Genomic DNA, 17,707 nt, shown 5'->3' with positions numbered 1-17,707 from the left:
ATCCATCAGTGACTCTCGAAGATCCACCCCAGGAGGCAGTTCGGTGTCCACCACCACCCCGGCCGAGCGCACGCTCGTCCTCCTCAAGCCCGACGCGGTCCGCCGTGGCCTCGTCGGCGAGCTGCTCGGCCGGTTCGAGCGCAAGGGCCTGACGATCGACGCGATGGAGCTGCGCACGATCGACGCCGACGCCGCGGACGCGCACTACGCCGAGCACACCGCGCAGCCGTGGTACCCGCCGCTGCGCACGTTCGTGACCAGCGGCCCGCTGGTGGCGCTGGTCCTCTCCGGCGACGAGGCGATCACGGTGACCCGCGGCCTGATCGGCGCGACCGACGGCCGCAAGGCCGCCTCCGGCACGATCCGCGGCGACTTCTCGCTCTCCAACCGCGAGAACCTGGTGCACGCCTCCGACTCGCCGGAGAGCGCCAAGCGCGAGATCGACCTCTGGTTCCCCGGCCAGGCCTGATCACGTCGTCCTGAGCGCCGCGCGGGCCGCCCGCCGCCCGCGCGGCCTGCCGATCAAGAGCCAGATCAAGAGCCGGAAACCGCTGTCCCGCTTCCAGCGTGGTCCGGTTCCGCGCGCTCCCGCGGCCTCGGATCCGTGGGTGGTCACCACAACCCCGTGCGCGCCCGCCGCGACCACGCATCGTGCGGTCCGGGCTCGGCCCCGGGAAGCGCCGGACGGGTTTCGCGTGGGATTCGGCGGATTGTCAACGTTGCGCAAGGTTCGGTCGATAGACCACGTGCATGACTATCGACAGACGTGGACTCTTCCGGGCCGGGCTCGGCGCCGGGGCCGGCATTCTGGGCGCGCAGCTGATCAACACGGCGGGCGCGAGCGCGTCGCCGGCGTTCCACCCGGGTGGCCGGCCGGTGCTGACGCACGGGGTGCAGAGCGGCGACGCGACCGCGAACTCGGCGATCGTGTGGACCCGGTCGGATCGGGCCGGGCGGATGCTGGTGGAGGTCAGCCGGCGGCCGGACCTCCGGGGTGCGCGGCTGGTCCGCGGGCCGCAGCTGGGCGCCGGCTCGGACTTCACCGGCAAGGTGCGGCTGCGTGACCTGCCGTCCGGCGAGAAGATCTTCTACCGGGTACGGGTGGAGGGCGAGCGCCAGGCCAGTGCACCGCTGATCGGCTCGCTGACCACCGCGCCCACGGACCGGAGCGACATCCGGTTCGTGTGGACCGGTGACGTGGCCGGGCAGGGCTGGGGGATCAACCCGGCGTTCGGCGGCATGCGGATCTTCTCCTCGATGCGCGCCCGTACGCCCGACTTCTTCCTGCACAGCGGCGACACGGTCTACGCGGACGGCCCGCTCACCGAGACGGTGACGCTGCCGGACGGCACGGTGTGGACGAACGTGATGACCGAGGCGAAGTCCAAGGTGGCCGAGACGCTGGACGAGTACCGGGGCCAGTTCGCCTACAACCTGCTCGACGACCCGTACAGGGCGTTCGCGGCCGAGGTGCCGCAGGTCAACCAGTGGGACGACCACGAGGTCACGAACAACTGGTACCCGGGCGAGATCCTGGACGACGCCCGGTACACGGAGAAGCGCGTGGACGTGCTGGCCCGGCGCTCCCGCCAGGCGTACTTCGAGTACGTGCCGATCCCGGACCTGTCCGGTCCCATCTACCGCAAGCTCTCGTACGGCCCGCTGCTGGACGTGTTCGTGCTGGACATGCGCACGAAGAAGGACGTCAACGACGGCAATACCTACGCCGACCCGCACCGCGGCCTGCTGGGCGAGACGCAGAAGCGCTGGCTGATCGACGGCCTCAAGCGCTCGACGGCCACCTGGAAGGTGATCGCGAACGACCTGCCGATCGGCCTGGTCGTGCCGGACGGCGCGGCCGCGCAGGAGGGCGTGGCCCAGGGTGACCCGGGCGCGCCGCGCGGCCGTGAGCTGGAGTTCCACACCGTGCTGCGCGAGGCGCACCGGGCGCACGTCACCGGCATCGTGTTCCTGACCGCGGACGTGCACTACACGGCCGCGCACCACTACGACCCGGCGCGCGCGGCGGTACAGGACTTCACGCCGTTCTGGGAGTTCGTGTCCGGCCCGGCGCACGCGGGCGCGTTCGGGCCGAACGCGCTGGACGGCACGTTCGGCCCGGAGGCGGTGTTCGTGAACGCGCCGCCGGCCGCGAACACCTCGCCGTACGCCGGATTCCAGCACTTCGGCGAGGTCAACATCGACGCGCGCAGCCAGGCGCTGACCGTCGACCTGCGCGACATCGACGGGAAGTCGCTGTTCCGGAAGACGCTGCCGAAGCCGTGACCGGGTGGACCGGGCGTCTGGCAGGACGCCCGGTCCTCACAGCGTGTCGAGCGACGCCCGGCGCCGGGACTCGGCCTCGAAGATCCGGAGCAGCACCGCGGCCAGCACGGCGTAGGCGACACCGATCCCGGCCTCGGTGAGCAGGTTCGGGGCGATCCCAGTCAGTCCGGCGCCGCCCGCCGCGTCCCGGGCCGCCGCGGCCGCGTGCGTGACCGGCAGCGCGGCGCCGATCGCCCGCAGGAACCAGGGCAACTGGTCGAACGGCACGTTCACGCCGGTGAGCAGCACCATCAGCGCGGTCGTCACGTTCGAGATGACCCAGATGTCGCGGAACCGCAGTCCGAGCGCGCCCAGCGTCAGCCCGAAGAACGCGCACGCCACCGCGCTCACGGCCAGGCACAACGCCAGCAGCGGGATCGCGGACGCCGGGATGTGCAGGCCGAGCAGCAGCGCGCCGACGGTCAGGATCACCGCGGCCACGAGCAGGCCGTTCGCGGCGTACGGGGTGGCCCGGCCGAGGAAGATCAGCGTGCGGCTGCGCGGGGAGAGCAGCACGTGCCCGAGCGTGCCGAACCGGCGCTCGTTGCCGATCGCCATCGTGCCACCGAACACGCAGGTCCACGCGACGGAGAGCACCGCGTTGCCGACGATGTAGAACCGGTCGTCGCCGACGGCCAGCTCCCGGCCCACGTAGGCGAAGAAGATCAGCTGGAACAGCGGGCCGATCAGCAGCGAGCCGACGAACACGATCGGCGTGGTCCAGTTGAAGAGCGCACGGTAGGCGATCACGCTGCCCAGGCCCAGGAGCCTCATGCGAGCGCCAACGTCGCGGCCGCGCGCGCCTTGCGCTCCACGTGGACCAGGGCCAGCGCGCCGAGACCGAGGCAGACCGCGCTGATCACGGCACAGAGCCCGAGCGACGGCCAGACCGCGCCGCCCGCGGTCGCCTCGCGCAGCGCTCGCGCACCCCAGGTGGTCGGCAGCGCGGCCGCGATCGGGCCGGTCCAGGCCGGCAGCGACGCGATCGGCAGCAGCATGCCGGAGAGCAGCCAGATCGGGTACTCCAGCGCGTTCATGAACGCGTTCGCGTGGCGGACCAGGATGAACAGCGACGCCAGCAGGATGCCGAACGCGCCCAGCGAGAGCACGGTGACCAGCGCCGCGACCGGGAAAGCGAACGGGTGCGCGAAGTCCAGCTCGATGCCGTAGAGCACCCGGCCCCAGGCCAGCGTGGCCAGCAGCGCGTAACTGCCCATCGCGCCGTTCGCCAGCGTGATCGGCAGGAACACCATCACCGGCCGCCGCGGCGCCAGCATCAGCATCTCCAGCGTGCCCTGCCAGCGCTGCATCTGGATCGCACCGCCGGCGCCGAACAGCACGGACGACCAGACGCCCATCATCCCGGCGCCGACCGCGGCCTGCAGCAGCTTCTGCGGCTCCGCGGCCGCGCGGAACAGGTAGACCGCGAGCGTGGCCTGCACGATCGGCACCACCACGAACGAGCCGATCTCGAACGGCGACCGGGACGAGTGCTTGAGGTGGAACAGCATCCCCATCAGCAGCATGCGCAACGTTTTCATGCCGTCTCCTCCGCTTCGCTCCCCCATCGGCATGAATTCAGGCACTGAGCCCATGATTCGCTCGCAAGCTCGCTCATGCGGCCACCCGCGACGCAGCCGCGATGATCGCCACGTAGGCGTCCTCCAGCGTCGGCTCACGGGACGTCACCCGGCCGATCCGCACGCCGTTCAGCCGGCGCAGCACGTCCGCCTGGACATCCGCGTCCGCGTCCGACTGCACGGTCACGACCTGCACCTGTCCGCGTTCTTCGACGGCTGCCTCCCGTACCCCCGGAAGCTTTTGAAGATCTTCAAGGGCATCAGTGGGTACGCCGTAGGCCTCGATCTCCAGCACGCGGCGCCCGTCCGCGCGGTGGCGCAGCTCCGCGGGCGTGCCCAGCGCCTGGATCTCGCCCTCGGAGATGACCGCGATCCGGTCGCAGAGCTCGTCCGCCTCCGCCATGTAGTGGGTGGTCAGCAGCACGGTCGTGCCGGTGGCGGCCAGGTTCGCCACGGTCGCGCGCAGGTCGCGCGCGGCCACCGGGTCGACGCCGATCGACGGCTCGTCCAGGAAGATCACCTCGGGCTCGTGCAGCAGGCCGCGCGCGATGTGCAGCCGCTGCCGCATGCCGCGCGAGTAGCCCTCGACCCGCTCGTTCTCCCGGCCGGTCAGCTTGACCAGCTCCAGCAGCTCGGCGATCCGGCGTTTCTGGTCGCGGGCGGGCACGCCGTAGAGCTCCGCGAAGTAGCGCAGGTTGTCCAGCGCGGTGAGACGCTCGTAGAGGCCCCGGTCGCCGCCGAACACGTAGCCGATCCGCCGCCGGACCTCGCGCGTCTGTTTCACCACGTCGAAACCGCAGATCCGGGCCGTGCCGGCGGACGGGATGAGCAGCGTGTTCAGCATCTTGATCGTGGTCGTCTTGCCGGCGCCGTTCGGGCCGAGCAGGCCGAACAGTTCGCCTCGCCCGACCGTCAGGTCCACGCCGCGCACCGCGTGCACCTCGGTCGTCCTCGGTCTCAGCCACCCCGTACGGCTGCGGTAGGTGCGCCGCAGCCCTTCAGCCTCGATCGCATAGTCCATGGGGGTGACCGTAGGTGCTTTCGAATATCTGTGCGAACGTGATTCGCCCATGATCGAAGGCGGTGCCGGTAACTCGGATGAGAACGTCCCGCGGGGGTGGGTACTCTTGGGGGCAGCAAGGCGTCGATCCGGCCATCACCGGGGAGCCTCCGGAAGAACGGCGTGACGCGCCTAGTAGAACCGGACGGGACGGCCCGTCACAGCCGACTTGAGCGGGTGGTCGTTCCACGATCACCAAGCGGGGTGGTACCGCGGACCTCCGGGTTCGTCCTCGCAGTCCTTGTTTGTGCAGGCTGCGAGTAGGAAGCGACCTCCGATGGCGTACCCCAAGAACGCTGCGACACCCGGCGTGCCGGCCAGCCCGGACCTGCCGGCGGTCGAGCGCGGCGTCCTGGACTACTGGGCGTCCGACAAGACCTTCGAAGCCTCCGTCGACGCCAGACCTTCCGGAGACGACGGCAAGAACGAGTACGTCTTCTACGACGGCCCCCCGTTCGCCAACGGCCTCCCGCACTACGGGCACCTCTTCACCGGTTACGTGAAGGACCTGGTCCCGCGCTACCAGACGATGCGCGGCCGGCGGGTCGAGCGGCGGTTCGGCTGGGACACGCACGGACTGCCCGCGGAGGTCGAGGCGGAGAAGCAGCTCGGCATCTCCACCAAGGCGGAGATCCTCGACCTGGGCGTGCAGAAGTTCAACGACGCCTGCAAGGCGTCCGTGCTGAAGTACACCAACGACTGGGAGCGGTACGTCACGCGCCAGGCCCGCTGGGTCGACTTCGAGAACGACTACAAGACGCTCGACCCGGACTACATGGAGTCCGTGATGTGGGCGTTCAAGTCGCTGCACGAGAAGGGGCTGGTCTACGAGGGTTTCCGGGTGCTGGCGTACTGCTGGCGCTGTGAGACGCCGTTGTCGAACACCGAGACCCGGATGGACGACACCTACCGCGACCGGCAGGACCCGTCCGTGACGGTCTGGTTCCAGCTGGACTCCGGCGAGAAGATCGGCGTCTGGACGACGACGCCGTGGACGCTGCCGTCGAACCTGGCACTGGCCGTCGGCCCGGACATCACGTATGCCGTGCTGGAGAAGGACAGCGAGAAGTTCCTGCTGGGCGAGTCGCGGGTCGCGGCCTACGCCAAGGAGCTGGAGGGCTTCGCGCAGGTCGGCACCGTGCAGGGCTCGGAGCTGGTCGGGAAGCGGTACACGCCGCTCTTCGACTACCTGGTCGAGCAGGCCGGGCCGAACGCGTTCCAGGTGCTCGGCGCGGAGTTCGTCACCACCGAGGACGGCACCGGCGTGGTGCACATGGCGCCCGCGTTCGGCGAGGACGACCAGAACGCCTGCAACGAGGCCGGCATCCCGACCATCGTGACCGTGGACGAGCACACCCGGTTCACCGCGCTGGTCCCGGACTTCCAGGGCGAGCAGGTCTTCGACGTCAACAAGCCGATCATCCGGCTGCTTCGCGACAGAGGGGTGCTGCTCCGGCAGGACACGTACACGCACTCGTACCCGCACTGCTGGCGCTGTGAGACCCCGCTGGTCTACAAGGCGGTCTCGTCCTGGTTCGTGGCCGTCTCCACGTTCCGGGACCGGATGGTCGAGCTGAACCAGGAGATCAACTGGACGCCGTCGCACATCAAGGACGGCTCGTTCGGCAAGTGGCTGGCGAACGCGCGCGACTGGTCGATCAGCCGGAACCGGTTCTGGGGCTCCCCGATCCCGGTCTGGAAGTCGGACGACCCGAACTACCCGCGCGTGGACGTCTACGGCTCCTACGCGGACATGGAGCGGGACTTCGGTGTGACGATCGAGGACCTGCACCGGCCGTTCGTGGACGAGCTGACCCGGCCGAACCCGGACGACCCGACCGGGCAGTCCACCATGCGCCGGGTGCCGGAGGTGCTGGACTGCTGGTTCGAGTCCGGCTCGATGCCGTTCGCGCAGGTGCACTACCCGTTCGAGAACGCGGAGTGGTTCGACAACCACTACCCGGGTGACTTCATCGTCGAGTACATCGGCCAGACCCGCGGCTGGTTCTACACCATGCACGTGCTGGCCACCGCGCTCTTCGACCGGCCCGCGTTCCGCAACTGCCTCAGCCACGGCATCCTGCTCGGCGAGGACGGGCGCAAGATGTCCAAGAGCCTGAAGAACTACCCGGACGTGTACGGCGTGTTCGACTCGCACGGGTCGGACGCGATGCGCTGGATGCTGATGTCCTCGCCGGTGCTGCGCGGCGGCGACATGCCGGTCACCGAGGTCGCGATCCGCGACGCGGTCCGGCAGGTGCTGCTCCCGCTGTGGAACGTCTGGTACTTCTTCTCGCTCTACGCGAACGCGGAGGGCTACGAGGCGAAGCGGCGCACGGACAGCACGAACGTGCTCGACCGTTATGTCCTGGCCAAGACCGGTGAGCTGGTCGCGGCCGTCCAGCGCCAGCTGGACGACTACGACATCTCGGGCGCCTGTGCGAGCGTGCGGTCCTACCTGGACGCGCTGACCAACTGGTACGTGCGCCGGTCCCGCGACCGGTTCTGGGAGGGCGACGCCGACGCGTTCGACACGCTCTACACCGTGCTGGAGACGCTCGCCCGGGTGGTGGCGCCGCTCGCGCCGCTGACCAGCGAGGAGATCTGGCGCGGCCTGACCGGCGAGCGCTCGGTGCACCTCACGGACTGGCCGTCCGCGGAGGAGTTCCCGGCCGACCACGCGCTGGTCGCGGCCATGGACTCGGTCCGGGACGTCTGCTCCGGCGCGCTGTCGCTGCGCAAGGCCCGCGCGCTGCGGGTCCGGCTGCCGCTGCCCACGCTGACCGTGGCCACGCCGGACGCGTCCTCGCTGGAAGCGTTCCGGGAGCTGATCGCGGACGAGGTCAACGTCAAGCAGGTCGTGTTCACCACGCAGGTCGCGGACTACTGCAGGCAGGTCCTCACGGTCGTGCCGCGGGCGCTCGGCCCGCGCGTCGGCGGCGCGGTCCAGCAGGTGATCAAGGCGGTCAAGACCGGCAACTGGGAGCTCGTCGACGGCGCGCCGGTCGCGGCCGGCGTCACGCTGCAGGACGGCGAGTTCGAGCTGAAGCTGGTCGCGGTCGACGTGGAGAACTCGGCGACGCTGTCCAACGGCGGCGTGGTCGTGCTCGACACCGTGGTCACGCCGGAACTGGCCGCCGAGGGCCTGGCCCGGGACGTGGTCCGCGTCGTGCAGCAGGCCCGCCGGGACGCGGACCTGAACGTGTCGGACCGGATCACCGTGACGCTCTCCGCGTCGGACGAGGTGGTCGCGGCGGTCCGGGCGTACCGGGACTTCGTGGCCGGCGAGGTGCTCGCGGACGACGTGGTCTTCGCGTCCGAGCCCGGCCTCACCGGGTTCAGGGGCGAGGTCGGCGACGGCGAGGAGGTCGTCGTCCGCGTCGTGCGCTGAGGTGGCGTAATAGCACCCCGTGCCCGCTGTTATCAGGGGCACGGGGTGCTTTCTTTTCGACGCCGGTCGGCTACCGTGTGATCGCCCCGCCTTGGGGGATCCACGTCGCAGGAGGGTCTAGGGTGCCAGCGCTCTATTCGGTCGGCAAGGTCACGGTTGGTCCGCTTCTGAACCTGATCTGGCAGCCGACGGTCGAGGGCCGTGAGAACATCCCGGACTCCGGTGGCGTGGTGTTCGCCAGCAACCACCTGTCCGTGGCGGACGAGGTGCTGTCCGGCGTGGTCGTGCCGCGGCACCTGGCGTTCTGGGCCAAGGCCGAGTACTTCCGCGGCACCGGCTTCAACGGGTTCTTCGTCAAGCACCTGCTCCAGGCGCTCGGCGCGATCCCGGTCGAGCGGGCCGGCGGCCGGGCCGCGCTCGCCGCGTTCGACGCCGCGGTCCCGCTGCTGCAGCGCGGCGGCCAGGTCGTGGTCTACCCGGAGGGCACCCGGTCCCCGGACGGCCGCCTCTACAAGGGCCGCACCGGCGCGGTCCGGCTCGCCACCATGGCCGGCGTCCCGGTCATCCCGGTCGGCGTGACCGGCACCGAGAAGATGCAGCCGATCGGCCAGCGCCTGCCGCGGATGGCCCCGAGCGGCGCCACGATCCGGTTCGGCAAGCCGATGGACTTCACCGGCCGGGACACGGACACGCTGGGCCTGCGCGCCATGACGGACGAGGTCATGACCGAGATCCAGAAGCTGACCGGCCAGGAGTACGTGCCCCGCTACGCGCCGCCGAAGGACAAGCAGGCGGTCTAAGGGGCCTTGGAGCCGCGCGCCTGCTCCTGGGCGATGACCTGGTCCAGGTCGTGGATGGTCTCCAGCTGCTGCAGCGACCGCATCATCCGGACGTTGCCGGACAGCCGGTCCTGCGCGCGGTGCAGGAACGTCCAGTAGCCGGCCGTGAACGGGCAGGCGTTCTCGCCCAGGCGGGTGCGCGGGTCGTAGCGGCAGCCGCCGCAGTAGTCGCTCATCCGGTTGATGTAGTTGCCGCCGGCCGCGTACGGCTTCGTGGTGATCTTCCCGAGGTCGGCGTACTGGCTCATGCCGACCACGTTCGCCACCATCACCCACTCGAAGCCGTCCACGAAGTTCCGGTGGAACCAGTCGACCATCGCGGACGGCCGCCAGCCTCGCTGCAGCGCGTAGTTGCCCAGCACCATCAGGCGCGGGATGTGGTGCACATAGCCACGATCGCGTACGCCGGACAACACGTCCGACAGGCAGGCGGCCTCGACCGCGTCGGCGTCGAGGTTTATGAACCAGTCGGGCAGCCGGTTGCGCGCGTTCAGCTCGTTGACGGACCGGTAGCCGGCGTCGAAGTACCAGTAGAGGTGCCAGACGTAGTCGCGCCAGCCGATCAGCTGCCGGATGAAGCCCTCCGCGCTGGCCAGCGGCACGGCACCGTCCCGGTACGCCTTCTCGGCGCGGCCGATCGCCTCCACCGGGTCGAGCAGGCCCAGGTTGAAGCTGCTGGACAGCATGCTGTGCGCCATGAACGGGTCGCCGGAGAGCATGGCGTCCTCGTGCGGGCCGAAGTGCGGCAGCCGGTGCGTGACGAAGTGCCGCAGCCGGGCCAGCGCCTCCTTCCGCGTGGCCGGGAACAACCGCGGGCCGTCCACGCCGGTGAACTCGACGCCCTCGGCCTGCCAGCGGTCCAGGTCCGCGCGGACCTCGGCGTCGATCTCGTCCTCGACGATCTCCGGCGCCGGGGGCACGTCCAGGCGGTCGGCGTCGCGCGGCGGCGGGTTCCGGTTGTCCGCGTCCAGGTTCCACTTCCCACCGGCGGGAGTCCCGTCCGGCTCCATCAGCACGGCGTGCCGCTGCCGGGCGAACCGGTAGAAGTCCTCCATCCGGAGCGTGCCGCGCCGCGCGTCGGCCCAGCCGCCGAAGTCGTCCCCGCTGGTCACGTAGCCGCGCGGAGGGAGAACGGTTACACCGTCCAGCGCATTGACCAGCTTCCGGGCGCGCAGCGTGGTGGGCGCGCAGACGTCGACCGGCTCGCCGGCCAGCTGCACCGCCTCACCGTACGTCCGCGTCCTCAGGTAGAGCGCCCGATCGCCCAGCTCAGCGGCCCGGTGCCGCATCGCGGAGAGCGTCAGGTGCGCCTTCTGCCGGTGGAACGCGCGTCGTTCGAAGACCGCGCGGGACTCCACCATCAGCACCGTCTGGTGCGGGTCGTCGAGAAAGTGCGGCCCCAGTTGGTCTCCGAACAGCCAGCGCCGCATGCGACGAATTCTTTCCCCGCCGCACGTTCGATCCGTCGGTGACGCACCGTTTATCTATGTGGTTCAGGTCACATGCAACTTGCACTCCGGTCACACAGAGATGGAGATCTGCTCACGGATGATGACGGACTGGCGGATCCGGGTCGTCAGCGCGGCGCTGTCCTGCACGGAGCGACGGGTGAGGACCACGGTGCCCAGGCTGCCGTGATCGGCCCAGCCGCACACCACCACGGTCCCGCCGTCGGCCTGGCCGGTGCCGCAGCGCTGGAAGCCGCCGACCTCGCCCACGTCCACCGGCTCGACGCCGGACAGGCCGTACTGCTCGGTCAGCCGCGTCATCTCGCCCTCCAGATCGGTCTCCGGCGACCAGCGGAAACCGGTCATGCCGTAGACCGTCACGCGCTTGCCCGCGTCGTCGCCGTAGACGCCGGCGAACGTGCTCTCGGCCAGCAGGTGCTCGCCGCGCATCTCGGCCTCCAGCGTCCGCGTGGTCTCGTCCGCCTCCTGGCCGGAGCGCAGCGACAGGTCCGAGATCTCGGCCGCCATCGACGCCTTCGCCGGGTACTGCTGCCACAGCGGCGTCCCGAAGTACGCCGGCACACCGCAGCAGCACGCCACGGTCAGCAGCAGCATGGTGAGCAGCACCATCGGCCAGCGGCGGCGACGGCGCCGGGGGCGGCGGGCCGCGGTCGGCGGCGGATATCCCGGCGGTGGATATCCCGGCGGCAGCTGCGGGCGCGCGGCGGGCCGGCGATCCTTCTTCCGCTTCTCCTTCTTCTTCGGGGGTACGACGGGCGCGCTCGGCGGCGCCGGCCGGCTCTGCGCCGCGGGCGGCGGGGGCGGCGGCTGCTGCGGGCGCGCGTAGGAGGGCGGCGGGGCGTACTGCGGCGGGGGCGCGTACCGGGGCGGCGGCGCCTGTGACCGGGGCGGCTGCGGGGGAGGGGCCTGGGGCGTGTGCGACCGGGGTGGCGGCTGCGGCGCCCGGGGCGGCTGTGGCGGCTGCTGCCGGCGGGACGGAGGCGGGCCCGGCGGGGTGGCGGCCGGGCGGTCGATCGTGGTGCGCGGCATGTCCGGCCGGTCGATCCTGGTCGGGTGCAGCGGCGGCGCCGGGTAGTCGTAGTGCTCCTGGCCCGCCTGGTGCTCCTCCCACGAGGTCGAGCCCTCCCACGGGTCGACCGGGGCGGGCAGGTCCAGCGTCGGGTCCAGTGGCTTCTCCGGCGTGGGGTCCGGCGCCGGCGCGTCGTCGTCGCGCCCGAGACCGAACCGGCGGCGCTTCTTCGGCCCGGGTGGCGGCACCGCGGCCGCACCACGCCACGCGGCCGGACGGGACTTCTCGGTCGGCGCGTCATCGTCGTCGTCAGAGTCCGATTGTGCGGGCGCGTCCGGCGTGGCGGGCCCGTCCGCGGCGGCGGTTCTCGCGCCGGCGGCGGGAGCGTGCCCGGCTCCACCGGACCCGGCGGCGTCCTGCCCGGCCGTGCCCGCAGGCTCCGGCGCAGACGTCCTCGCCGTGTCCGGCGCGCTCCCATCCGTACCCCCGGATGGGGTTGATGGGTTTTCCACGGCCGTCGGGTCGGGATCCGGGTGGCGGTCCGGCCGATCTTCCGCCATCGCTCAGGTCTCCTCGCCGCTGAAGGGGTCACAGGTCCGCGGGCCGCCCCGCGGGCCCTACAGGCGAGGTTAACCCCGCCCGGCCAGCGCGGCTCGGGACGGCGTTCCGGGCGGGTGCGGGTCGGGGTGCGGTCACGGCAGCCGCGTACCCTGGGTGGTTGATCCGGGAGGTTTCATGAGCGTGGTTTCGGTGTGGCCCCAGCTGGAGCAGCTGCTGCCGCTGATCAGCAAGCCGATCCAGTACGTCGGCGGCGAGCTCGGCGCGGTCACCAAGGACTGGGACGCCGCGACCGTGCGCTGGGCGCTGATGTACCCGGACGCCTACGAGGTGGGCGTTCCGAACCAGGGCGTCCAGATCCTCTACGAGGTGCTCAACGAGCAGCCGGACGTGCTGGCCGAGCGCACCTACGCGGTGTGGCCGGACCTCGAGGCGCTGATGCGCGAGCGGGGCGTCTCCCAGTTCACCGTGGACGCGCACCGGCCGGTAGGGGCTTTCGACCTGTTGGGCCTGTCGTTCGCGACCGAGCTGGGGTACACGAACCTGCTGACCGCGCTGGACCTGGCCGGCATCCCGCTGGACGCGGCGCTGCGCGGCGACGAGCACCCGATCGTCGTGGCCGGCGGGCACGCCGCGTTCAACCCGGAGCCGATCGCGGACTTCATCGACGCCGCGGTGCTGGGCGACGGCGAGGAGGCGGTCCTCGAGATCACCGCCATCGTGCGGGCGTGGAAGGCCGAGGGCTCGCCCGGCGGCCGGGACGAGATCCTGCTGCGCCTGGCGAAGACCGAGAGCGTCTACGTGCCGCGCTTCTACGACGTCGACTACCTGGAGGACGGCCGGATCCACCGGATCGTGCCGAACCGGGCGGGCGTGCCGGCGCGCATCCACAAGCGCACCACCATGGACCTGGACGCGTGGCCGTACCCGAAGAAGCCGATCGTGCCGCTGGCCGAGTCCGTGCACGAGCGGTACGCGGTGGAGATCTTCCGCGGCTGCACGCGCGGCTGCCGCTTCTGCCAGGCCGGCATGATCACCCGCCCGGTCCGCGAGCGCTCGATCACCACCGTGGGCCAGATGGTCCGCGACGGCCTGGAGTTCTCCGGATATTCGGAGGTGGGCCTGCTGTCGCTGTCCAGCGCGGACCACACCGAGATCGGCGACATGTGCTCCGGCCTCGCCGAGCAGTACGCGGGGACGAACGTGTCGCTCTCGCTGCCGTCGACCCGGGTGGACGCGTTCAACATCGAGCTGGCGCAGGAGCTGTCCCGCAACGGGCGGCGCACCGGCCTGACGTTCGCGCCGGAGGGCGGCTCCGAGCGCATCCGTCGCGTGATCAACAAGATGGTCAGCGAGGAAGACCTGATCAACACCGTGGTCACGGCGTACACGAACGGCTGGCGGCAGGTGAAGCTGTACTTCATGTGCGGCCTGCCGACCGAGGAGGACGAGGACGTCCTGCAGATCGCCCGGCTCGCGCACGAGGTGATCAAGGCGGGCCGCGCCGCGACCGGGTCCAAGGACATCCGCTGCACCGTGAGCATCGGCGGGTTCGTGCCGAAGCCGCACACGCCGTTCCAGTGGGCGAAGATGGACCGGCCCGAGGTGATCGACAACCGGCTCCGGCTGCTCAAGCAGGCGATCAACAGTGACCGTTCGCTGGGCCGCGCGATCGGCTACCGGTACCACGACGGCGAGCCGTCGCTGATCGAGGGCCTGCTCTCGCGCGGTGACCGGCGGGTCGGCGCGGTGATCCGGCGGGTGTGGGAGAAGGGCGGCCGGTTCGACGGGTGGAACGAGCACTTCTCGTACCAGCGCTGGATCGAGTCCTCGGCCGAGGTGCTGCCGGGACTGGGCGTGGACATCGACTGGTACACCACGCGGGAGCGGCTCGAGGACGAGGTGCTCCCCTGGGACCACCTGGACTCCGGGCTGGACAAGGACTGGCTGTGGCAGGACTGGATGGACTCGAAGAGCGAGTTCGAGCAGGACGACTGCCGCTGGACGCCGTGCTTCGACTGCGGAGTGTGCCCGTCGATGGACACCGAGATCCAGATCGGCCCGACCGGTAAGAAGCTGCTCCCGCTGACGCCGCTGAACTCGTCCGGCCCGAGGGTTCACGCACACTGACGGGTTACTAGTCCGTTTTGATCACGCTTTTCGTGAAATAGGGGCATTAGCGTTAGCGGGGTGACCGCGACGCTGACCCCTCTGACCGGAATCCCGTTCAACCGGCCGTACCTGTGCGGGCTTGAACGGGAGTACGTCGGCGAGGCGATCGGGCTCGGCGCGCTCTCCGGTGACGGACCGTTCACCGCGCGCGCCACCGGCCTGCTCAGTCGCCTCGTCGACGCGCCGGAGGCGCTGCTCGCCACGTCCTGCACGCACGCGCTGGAGATGGCCGCGATCCTGCTCGACCTGCGGCCGGGCGACGAGGTGATCATGCCGTCGTTCACGTTCGTCTCCACCGCGAACGCGTTCGCGCTGCGCGGCGCCGTGCCGGTCTTCGTGGACTGCCGGCCGGACACGCTGAACATCGACGAGCGCCGGATCGAGGACGCGATCACGTCGCGTACCAGGGCGATCGTGGTCGTGCACTACGGCGGCGTGGGCTGCGAGATGGACTCGATCACGGCGCTCGCGGCCCGGCACGGCCTGACCGTGATCGAGGACAACGCGCACGGGCTCGGCGGGACGTACCGCGGGCGGCCGCTCGGCTCGTTCGGCGCGCTGGCCACGCAGAGCTTCCACGTGACCAAGAACGTGCAGTGCGGCGAGGGCGGCGCGCTGATCTTCAACGATCTCAGCTACTTCTCCCGCGCCGAGATCGTCCGGGAGAAGGGCACGAACCGCAGCCAGTTCTTCCGCGGCATGGTCGACAAGTACCGGTGGGTCGACGTCGGCTCGTCCTACCTGCCCGCGGACCTGCTGGCCGCGTTCCTCACCGCGCAGCTGGAGGCGTTCGACGACATCCAGCGCCGGCGGCACGCGGTCTGGTCCGCCTACGACACCCGGCTGGCATCGTGGGCGTCGTCGCTGGACGTCGGGCGGCCGGTCGTCCCGGTCGGCTGCGAGCACCCGGCCCACCTCTACCAGCTGCTGATGCGCGACGTCCTGGACCGGCAGGAGTTCATCCGCCACCTGGGCCACCGCGGCGTCCAGGCCACCTTCCACTACCAGCCCCTGCACGCGGCCCCGGCCGGCCGTCGCTACGGTCGCACCGCCCCCGGCGGCTGCCCCGTCACCGAGGACGTCGCCGACCGCCTCGTCCGCCTCCCCCTCTTCGCCGGCATGACCGCCTCCGAACTCGACCAGGTCACCGACGCGGTCACCAGCTACCGCCGCTGACCCGTCGCGCGGAGACCTTCCGGGTGAAACGGGCTGGCCACCTCTGGAGATCTCATCCGCCTGGCTCATGGCGTGTATCGCCTGGCCGGTAGCCCTATCCACGAACATGAAGATCTACGAGTCGCCTGGCTCGGCCTCGACCCCGCTCGCGCCGCAGGGAAACGGATCGCCGAGCCGGAGGTCGATGTCGTGTCGTTCCGGTCGGCGGCGCGGGTACGTGGACTCGGCCACATGGCAGCCGATGTCATGGAGTTCACGATTCCGCGGCGTCGACAGACGCGTCGCACGGACGTGCGCCTGCACCGCGGCACCGTGACGGCGGACGACTGGAGCCTGGTCGACGGGCTGCCGGTGAACACGGCGAGCCGCGTTGTCGATGACCTTGCCGGAGAGCGCATCGATCGTGGGCATCTGGCCGGTCTCGTGCGGGACGCCCTCTCGCGCGAGCAGATCTCGACGGCGATTCTCGAGCGGGTGCTGTCGCGCCACGCCCGTGGTTACGGAGTGCAGGCGGGAAATGGTGCCGGCCTGCTGTGGGGGAATGTCTCGATCCTGTGCTGAGCGGCCGGACCGTGTCCGGGCGGTGGGACTCCATCCGGCGGCGGTGGGCCGACTGATCAGCTGTCCCGGCTGTGCAGCTCCAGCCAGAGGACGCGCGTCGGCGTACCGTCGATGGTGGTGGTGTAGTGCTTCTCGGGGACCTCGACGAAACCGTTGCGGCGGTGGAGGGCCAGGACCGGCTTGTTGCCGGACAGCGTGCGGGCGCCGAGGACGGCGAGACCGAGATCGTCCAGCGCGTAACGGATGGCGGCCTGTTCGAGGCCGATCCAGGCGCCGAAGAGCGCGCCACGAGGTCGCAAAGATTCAAGATCAAGGAAGAAACCCCACTCGGCGGTACGGGTGAGCGGGTCGTGATCCTTGAAGGTGACCGCGCCGACGCCCTCGCCGTCGTGCTCGTAGATCAGCACGCGCGCGGCCGGGTCCGCGGCCACGCGTTCCCACCAGACGCGATGCCCGTCCGGTGAGATGACGTCGCGGAAGAGGAACTGGGCGCGGACCTCGGGGTGGTTGCGCCACCGGCGCACGTTCTCGGCGTCGCGCGGCTCAGCGGGTCGCAGCACGGGACGTCACCTGGCCCTCCACCTGCTCGCGGATCACGTAACCGGGCCGGCCGCTGCCGGTGGTGTGGATGCGCCCGATGTACTCGCCCAGCACGCCCACCGCGATCATCACGGCGGACGAGGAGAACGCCACCATGGACGCGATCGTGGTGAAGCCGGCGATCCGGGTCTCGCCGGACGCGTAGGCCCAGATCAGGCGCGCGAACAGGCCGAGGCCGCCCAGCCCGACCAGAAACCCGGCGTACGTCACCAGCCGCAGCGGCGCGGTCGAGTAGCCGAACGCCAGGTCCGCCGCGTGCCGCAGCAGCCGGCCGAGCGTGTAGCCGGACCGCCCGGCCTCGCGCGGCACGATCCGCACCCGGACCGCGGCCACCCGCGTGGTGCCCCAGGACAGTCCCACGTCGATCGCGGTCCCGGGGCCGCGCACGCCGTCCAGCCCCTGCACCAGGAACGCGCGGAAGGCCCGGAACGCGCCGACCAGCCGTGCGTTGCGCACCCCCATGGTGCCGGCCATGCCGGCCTTGACCAGGCGGGACGCGGCGTTGCGGAGCAGGCCGTGCTCCTCCGCCTCGGGCACGCCGTAGACCAGGTCCACGTCGTCGGTGAGCGCGGCCAGCAGGCGCGGGATCTCGGACGGCGGGTGCTGCAGGTCGTCGTCCATGGTCACGATCACCTCGTGCCGGGCCGCGCGCAGGCCGGCCAGCAGCGCGCCGTGCTGGCCGAAGTTGCGGGCCAGCCGGATCGCCCGGACCTCCGGGTGCGCTCTGGCCAGCGCGGACGCGGCCGCCCACGTCTCGGTGCCGCCGTCGTCGTCGACGACCAGCACCACCTCGTGCCCGTCCAGGAACTCGCCGAGCTGCGCCACCAGCGGCGGCAGCGTCGCGGCGGAGCGGTAGCAGGGTACGACCACCGAGATCCGCATCCACACCCCTCTACCAGGCCACCGTCCGGCCCGGTGGATCGTTGAAACACGCGTGACTTGCACCGCGCACGCGACCGGCCGGCGG

The 17,707-nt window shown here is 70.9% G+C and carries 14 protein-coding genes; 7 read left to right on the top strand and 7 right to left on the bottom strand.

From position 1 onward, the window contains the following. Positions 1-43 precede the first annotated feature (43 nt). A complete protein-coding gene (ndk, locus tag OP04_RS14225) occupies positions 44-469 on the top strand; it encodes a nucleoside-diphosphate kinase (RefSeq protein ID WP_033340098.1) in 426 nt (141 codons plus the stop codon). A gap of 281 nt (positions 470-750) precedes the next feature. After that, on the top strand, positions 751-2,286 hold the full coding sequence (locus OP04_RS14220) for an alkaline phosphatase D family protein (RefSeq protein WP_033340097.1): 1,536 nt from the start codon (positions 751-753) through the stop codon (positions 2,284-2,286). Positions 2,287-2,322: 36 nt separating this feature from the next. Here OP04_RS14220 and OP04_RS14215 read toward each other — a convergent pair whose 3' ends face one another. The 3 genes from OP04_RS14215 to OP04_RS14205 all read right to left on the bottom strand — a co-directional run bounded on the left by OP04_RS14215 (position 2,323) and on the right by OP04_RS14205 (position 4,926). Next, entirely contained in the window at positions 2,323-3,099 is a 777-nt protein-coding gene (locus OP04_RS14215; protein WP_033340096.1) for an ABC transporter permease, read from the bottom strand. Next, positions 3,096-3,866 (bottom strand): ABC transporter permease, encoded by a 771-nt coding sequence (locus OP04_RS14210; RefSeq protein ID WP_033340095.1) that lies wholly within the window; start codon positions 3,864-3,866, stop codon positions 3,096-3,098. Before OP04_RS14210 ends, OP04_RS14215 begins: the two co-directional genes overlap by 4 nt. A gap of 73 nt (positions 3,867-3,939) precedes the next feature. After that, entirely contained in the window at positions 3,940-4,926 is a 987-nt protein-coding gene (locus tag OP04_RS14205; protein WP_033340094.1) for an ABC transporter ATP-binding protein, read from the bottom strand. Positions 4,927-5,242: 316 nt separating this feature from the next. Between OP04_RS14205 and ileS the strand changes: the two genes are divergently transcribed. Both ileS and OP04_RS14195 read left to right on the top strand, forming a co-directional pair. Next, positions 5,243-8,356, top strand: a complete 3,114-nt coding sequence (gene ileS / locus OP04_RS14200) for an isoleucine--tRNA ligase (RefSeq protein ID WP_033340093.1) — start codon at positions 5,243-5,245, stop codon at positions 8,354-8,356. 122 nt (positions 8,357-8,478) lie between these two features. Then, on the top strand, positions 8,479-9,156 hold the full coding sequence (locus OP04_RS14195; protein ID WP_033340092.1) for a lysophospholipid acyltransferase family protein: 678 nt from the start codon (positions 8,479-8,481) through the stop codon (positions 9,154-9,156). Here OP04_RS14195 and OP04_RS14190 read toward each other — a convergent pair. Both OP04_RS14190 and OP04_RS51715 read right to left on the bottom strand, forming a co-directional pair. Beyond that, on the bottom strand, positions 9,153-10,625 hold the full coding sequence (locus OP04_RS14190) for a cryptochrome/photolyase family protein (protein ID WP_033340091.1): 1,473 nt from the start codon (positions 10,623-10,625) through the stop codon (positions 9,153-9,155). The two genes, OP04_RS14195 and OP04_RS14190, sit on opposite strands and share 4 nt — an antisense overlap. A 90-nt stretch (positions 10,626-10,715) precedes the next feature. Beyond that, positions 10,716-12,233, bottom strand: a complete 1,518-nt coding sequence (locus OP04_RS51715) for a hypothetical protein (RefSeq protein ID WP_157239813.1) — start codon at positions 12,231-12,233, stop codon at positions 10,716-10,718. 175 nt (positions 12,234-12,408) lie between these two features. On the opposite strand from OP04_RS51715, the gene OP04_RS14180 reads away from it, so the two are divergent. The 3 genes from OP04_RS14180 (at position 12,409) to OP04_RS49625 (ending at position 16,140) form a co-directional block, all read left to right on the top strand. Next, entirely contained in the window at positions 12,409-14,361 is a 1,953-nt protein-coding gene (locus tag OP04_RS14180; protein ID WP_033340090.1) for a TIGR03960 family B12-binding radical SAM protein, read from the top strand. A gap of 60 nt (positions 14,362-14,421) precedes the next feature. Then, positions 14,422-15,579 carry a dTDP-4-amino-4,6-dideoxygalactose transaminase gene (gene rffA, locus OP04_RS14175; RefSeq protein WP_232323585.1) on the top strand — a complete coding sequence of 386 codons (1,158 nt, stop codon included), beginning with the start codon at positions 14,422-14,424 and terminating at the stop codon, positions 15,577-15,579. Between the two features lie 72 nt (positions 15,580-15,651). Continuing rightward, the gene (locus tag OP04_RS49625) at positions 15,652-16,140 is read left to right on the top strand and encodes a hypothetical protein (protein ID WP_157239811.1); all 489 of its coding nucleotides are present in this window, start codon (positions 15,652-15,654) and stop codon (positions 16,138-16,140) included. A gap of 56 nt (positions 16,141-16,196) precedes the next feature. On the opposite strand, the gene OP04_RS14165 is transcribed toward OP04_RS49625, so the two are convergent. Together OP04_RS14165 and OP04_RS14160 are read right to left on the bottom strand one after the other, a co-directional pair. Then, on the bottom strand, positions 16,197-16,700 hold the full coding sequence (locus OP04_RS14165; protein ID WP_033340089.1) for a GNAT family N-acetyltransferase: 504 nt from the start codon (positions 16,698-16,700) through the stop codon (positions 16,197-16,199). Beyond that, positions 16,684-17,622, bottom strand: a complete 939-nt coding sequence (locus OP04_RS14160; RefSeq protein ID WP_033340151.1) for a glycosyltransferase — start codon at positions 17,620-17,622, stop codon at positions 16,684-16,686. The genes OP04_RS14165 and OP04_RS14160 overlap by 17 nt, the downstream gene beginning before the upstream one ends. Positions 17,623-17,707: the final 85 nt, after the last annotated feature.

It is taken from the genome of Catenuloplanes japonicus (genome assembly GCF_000717135.1).
In the GTDB taxonomy this organism is placed as follows: Bacteria; Actinomycetota; Actinomycetes; order Mycobacteriales; family Micromonosporaceae; genus Catenuloplanes; species Catenuloplanes japonicus.
Note: the sequence above shows the minus strand (reverse complement) of the source record. Positions and strands in the feature narration are given on the sequence as shown.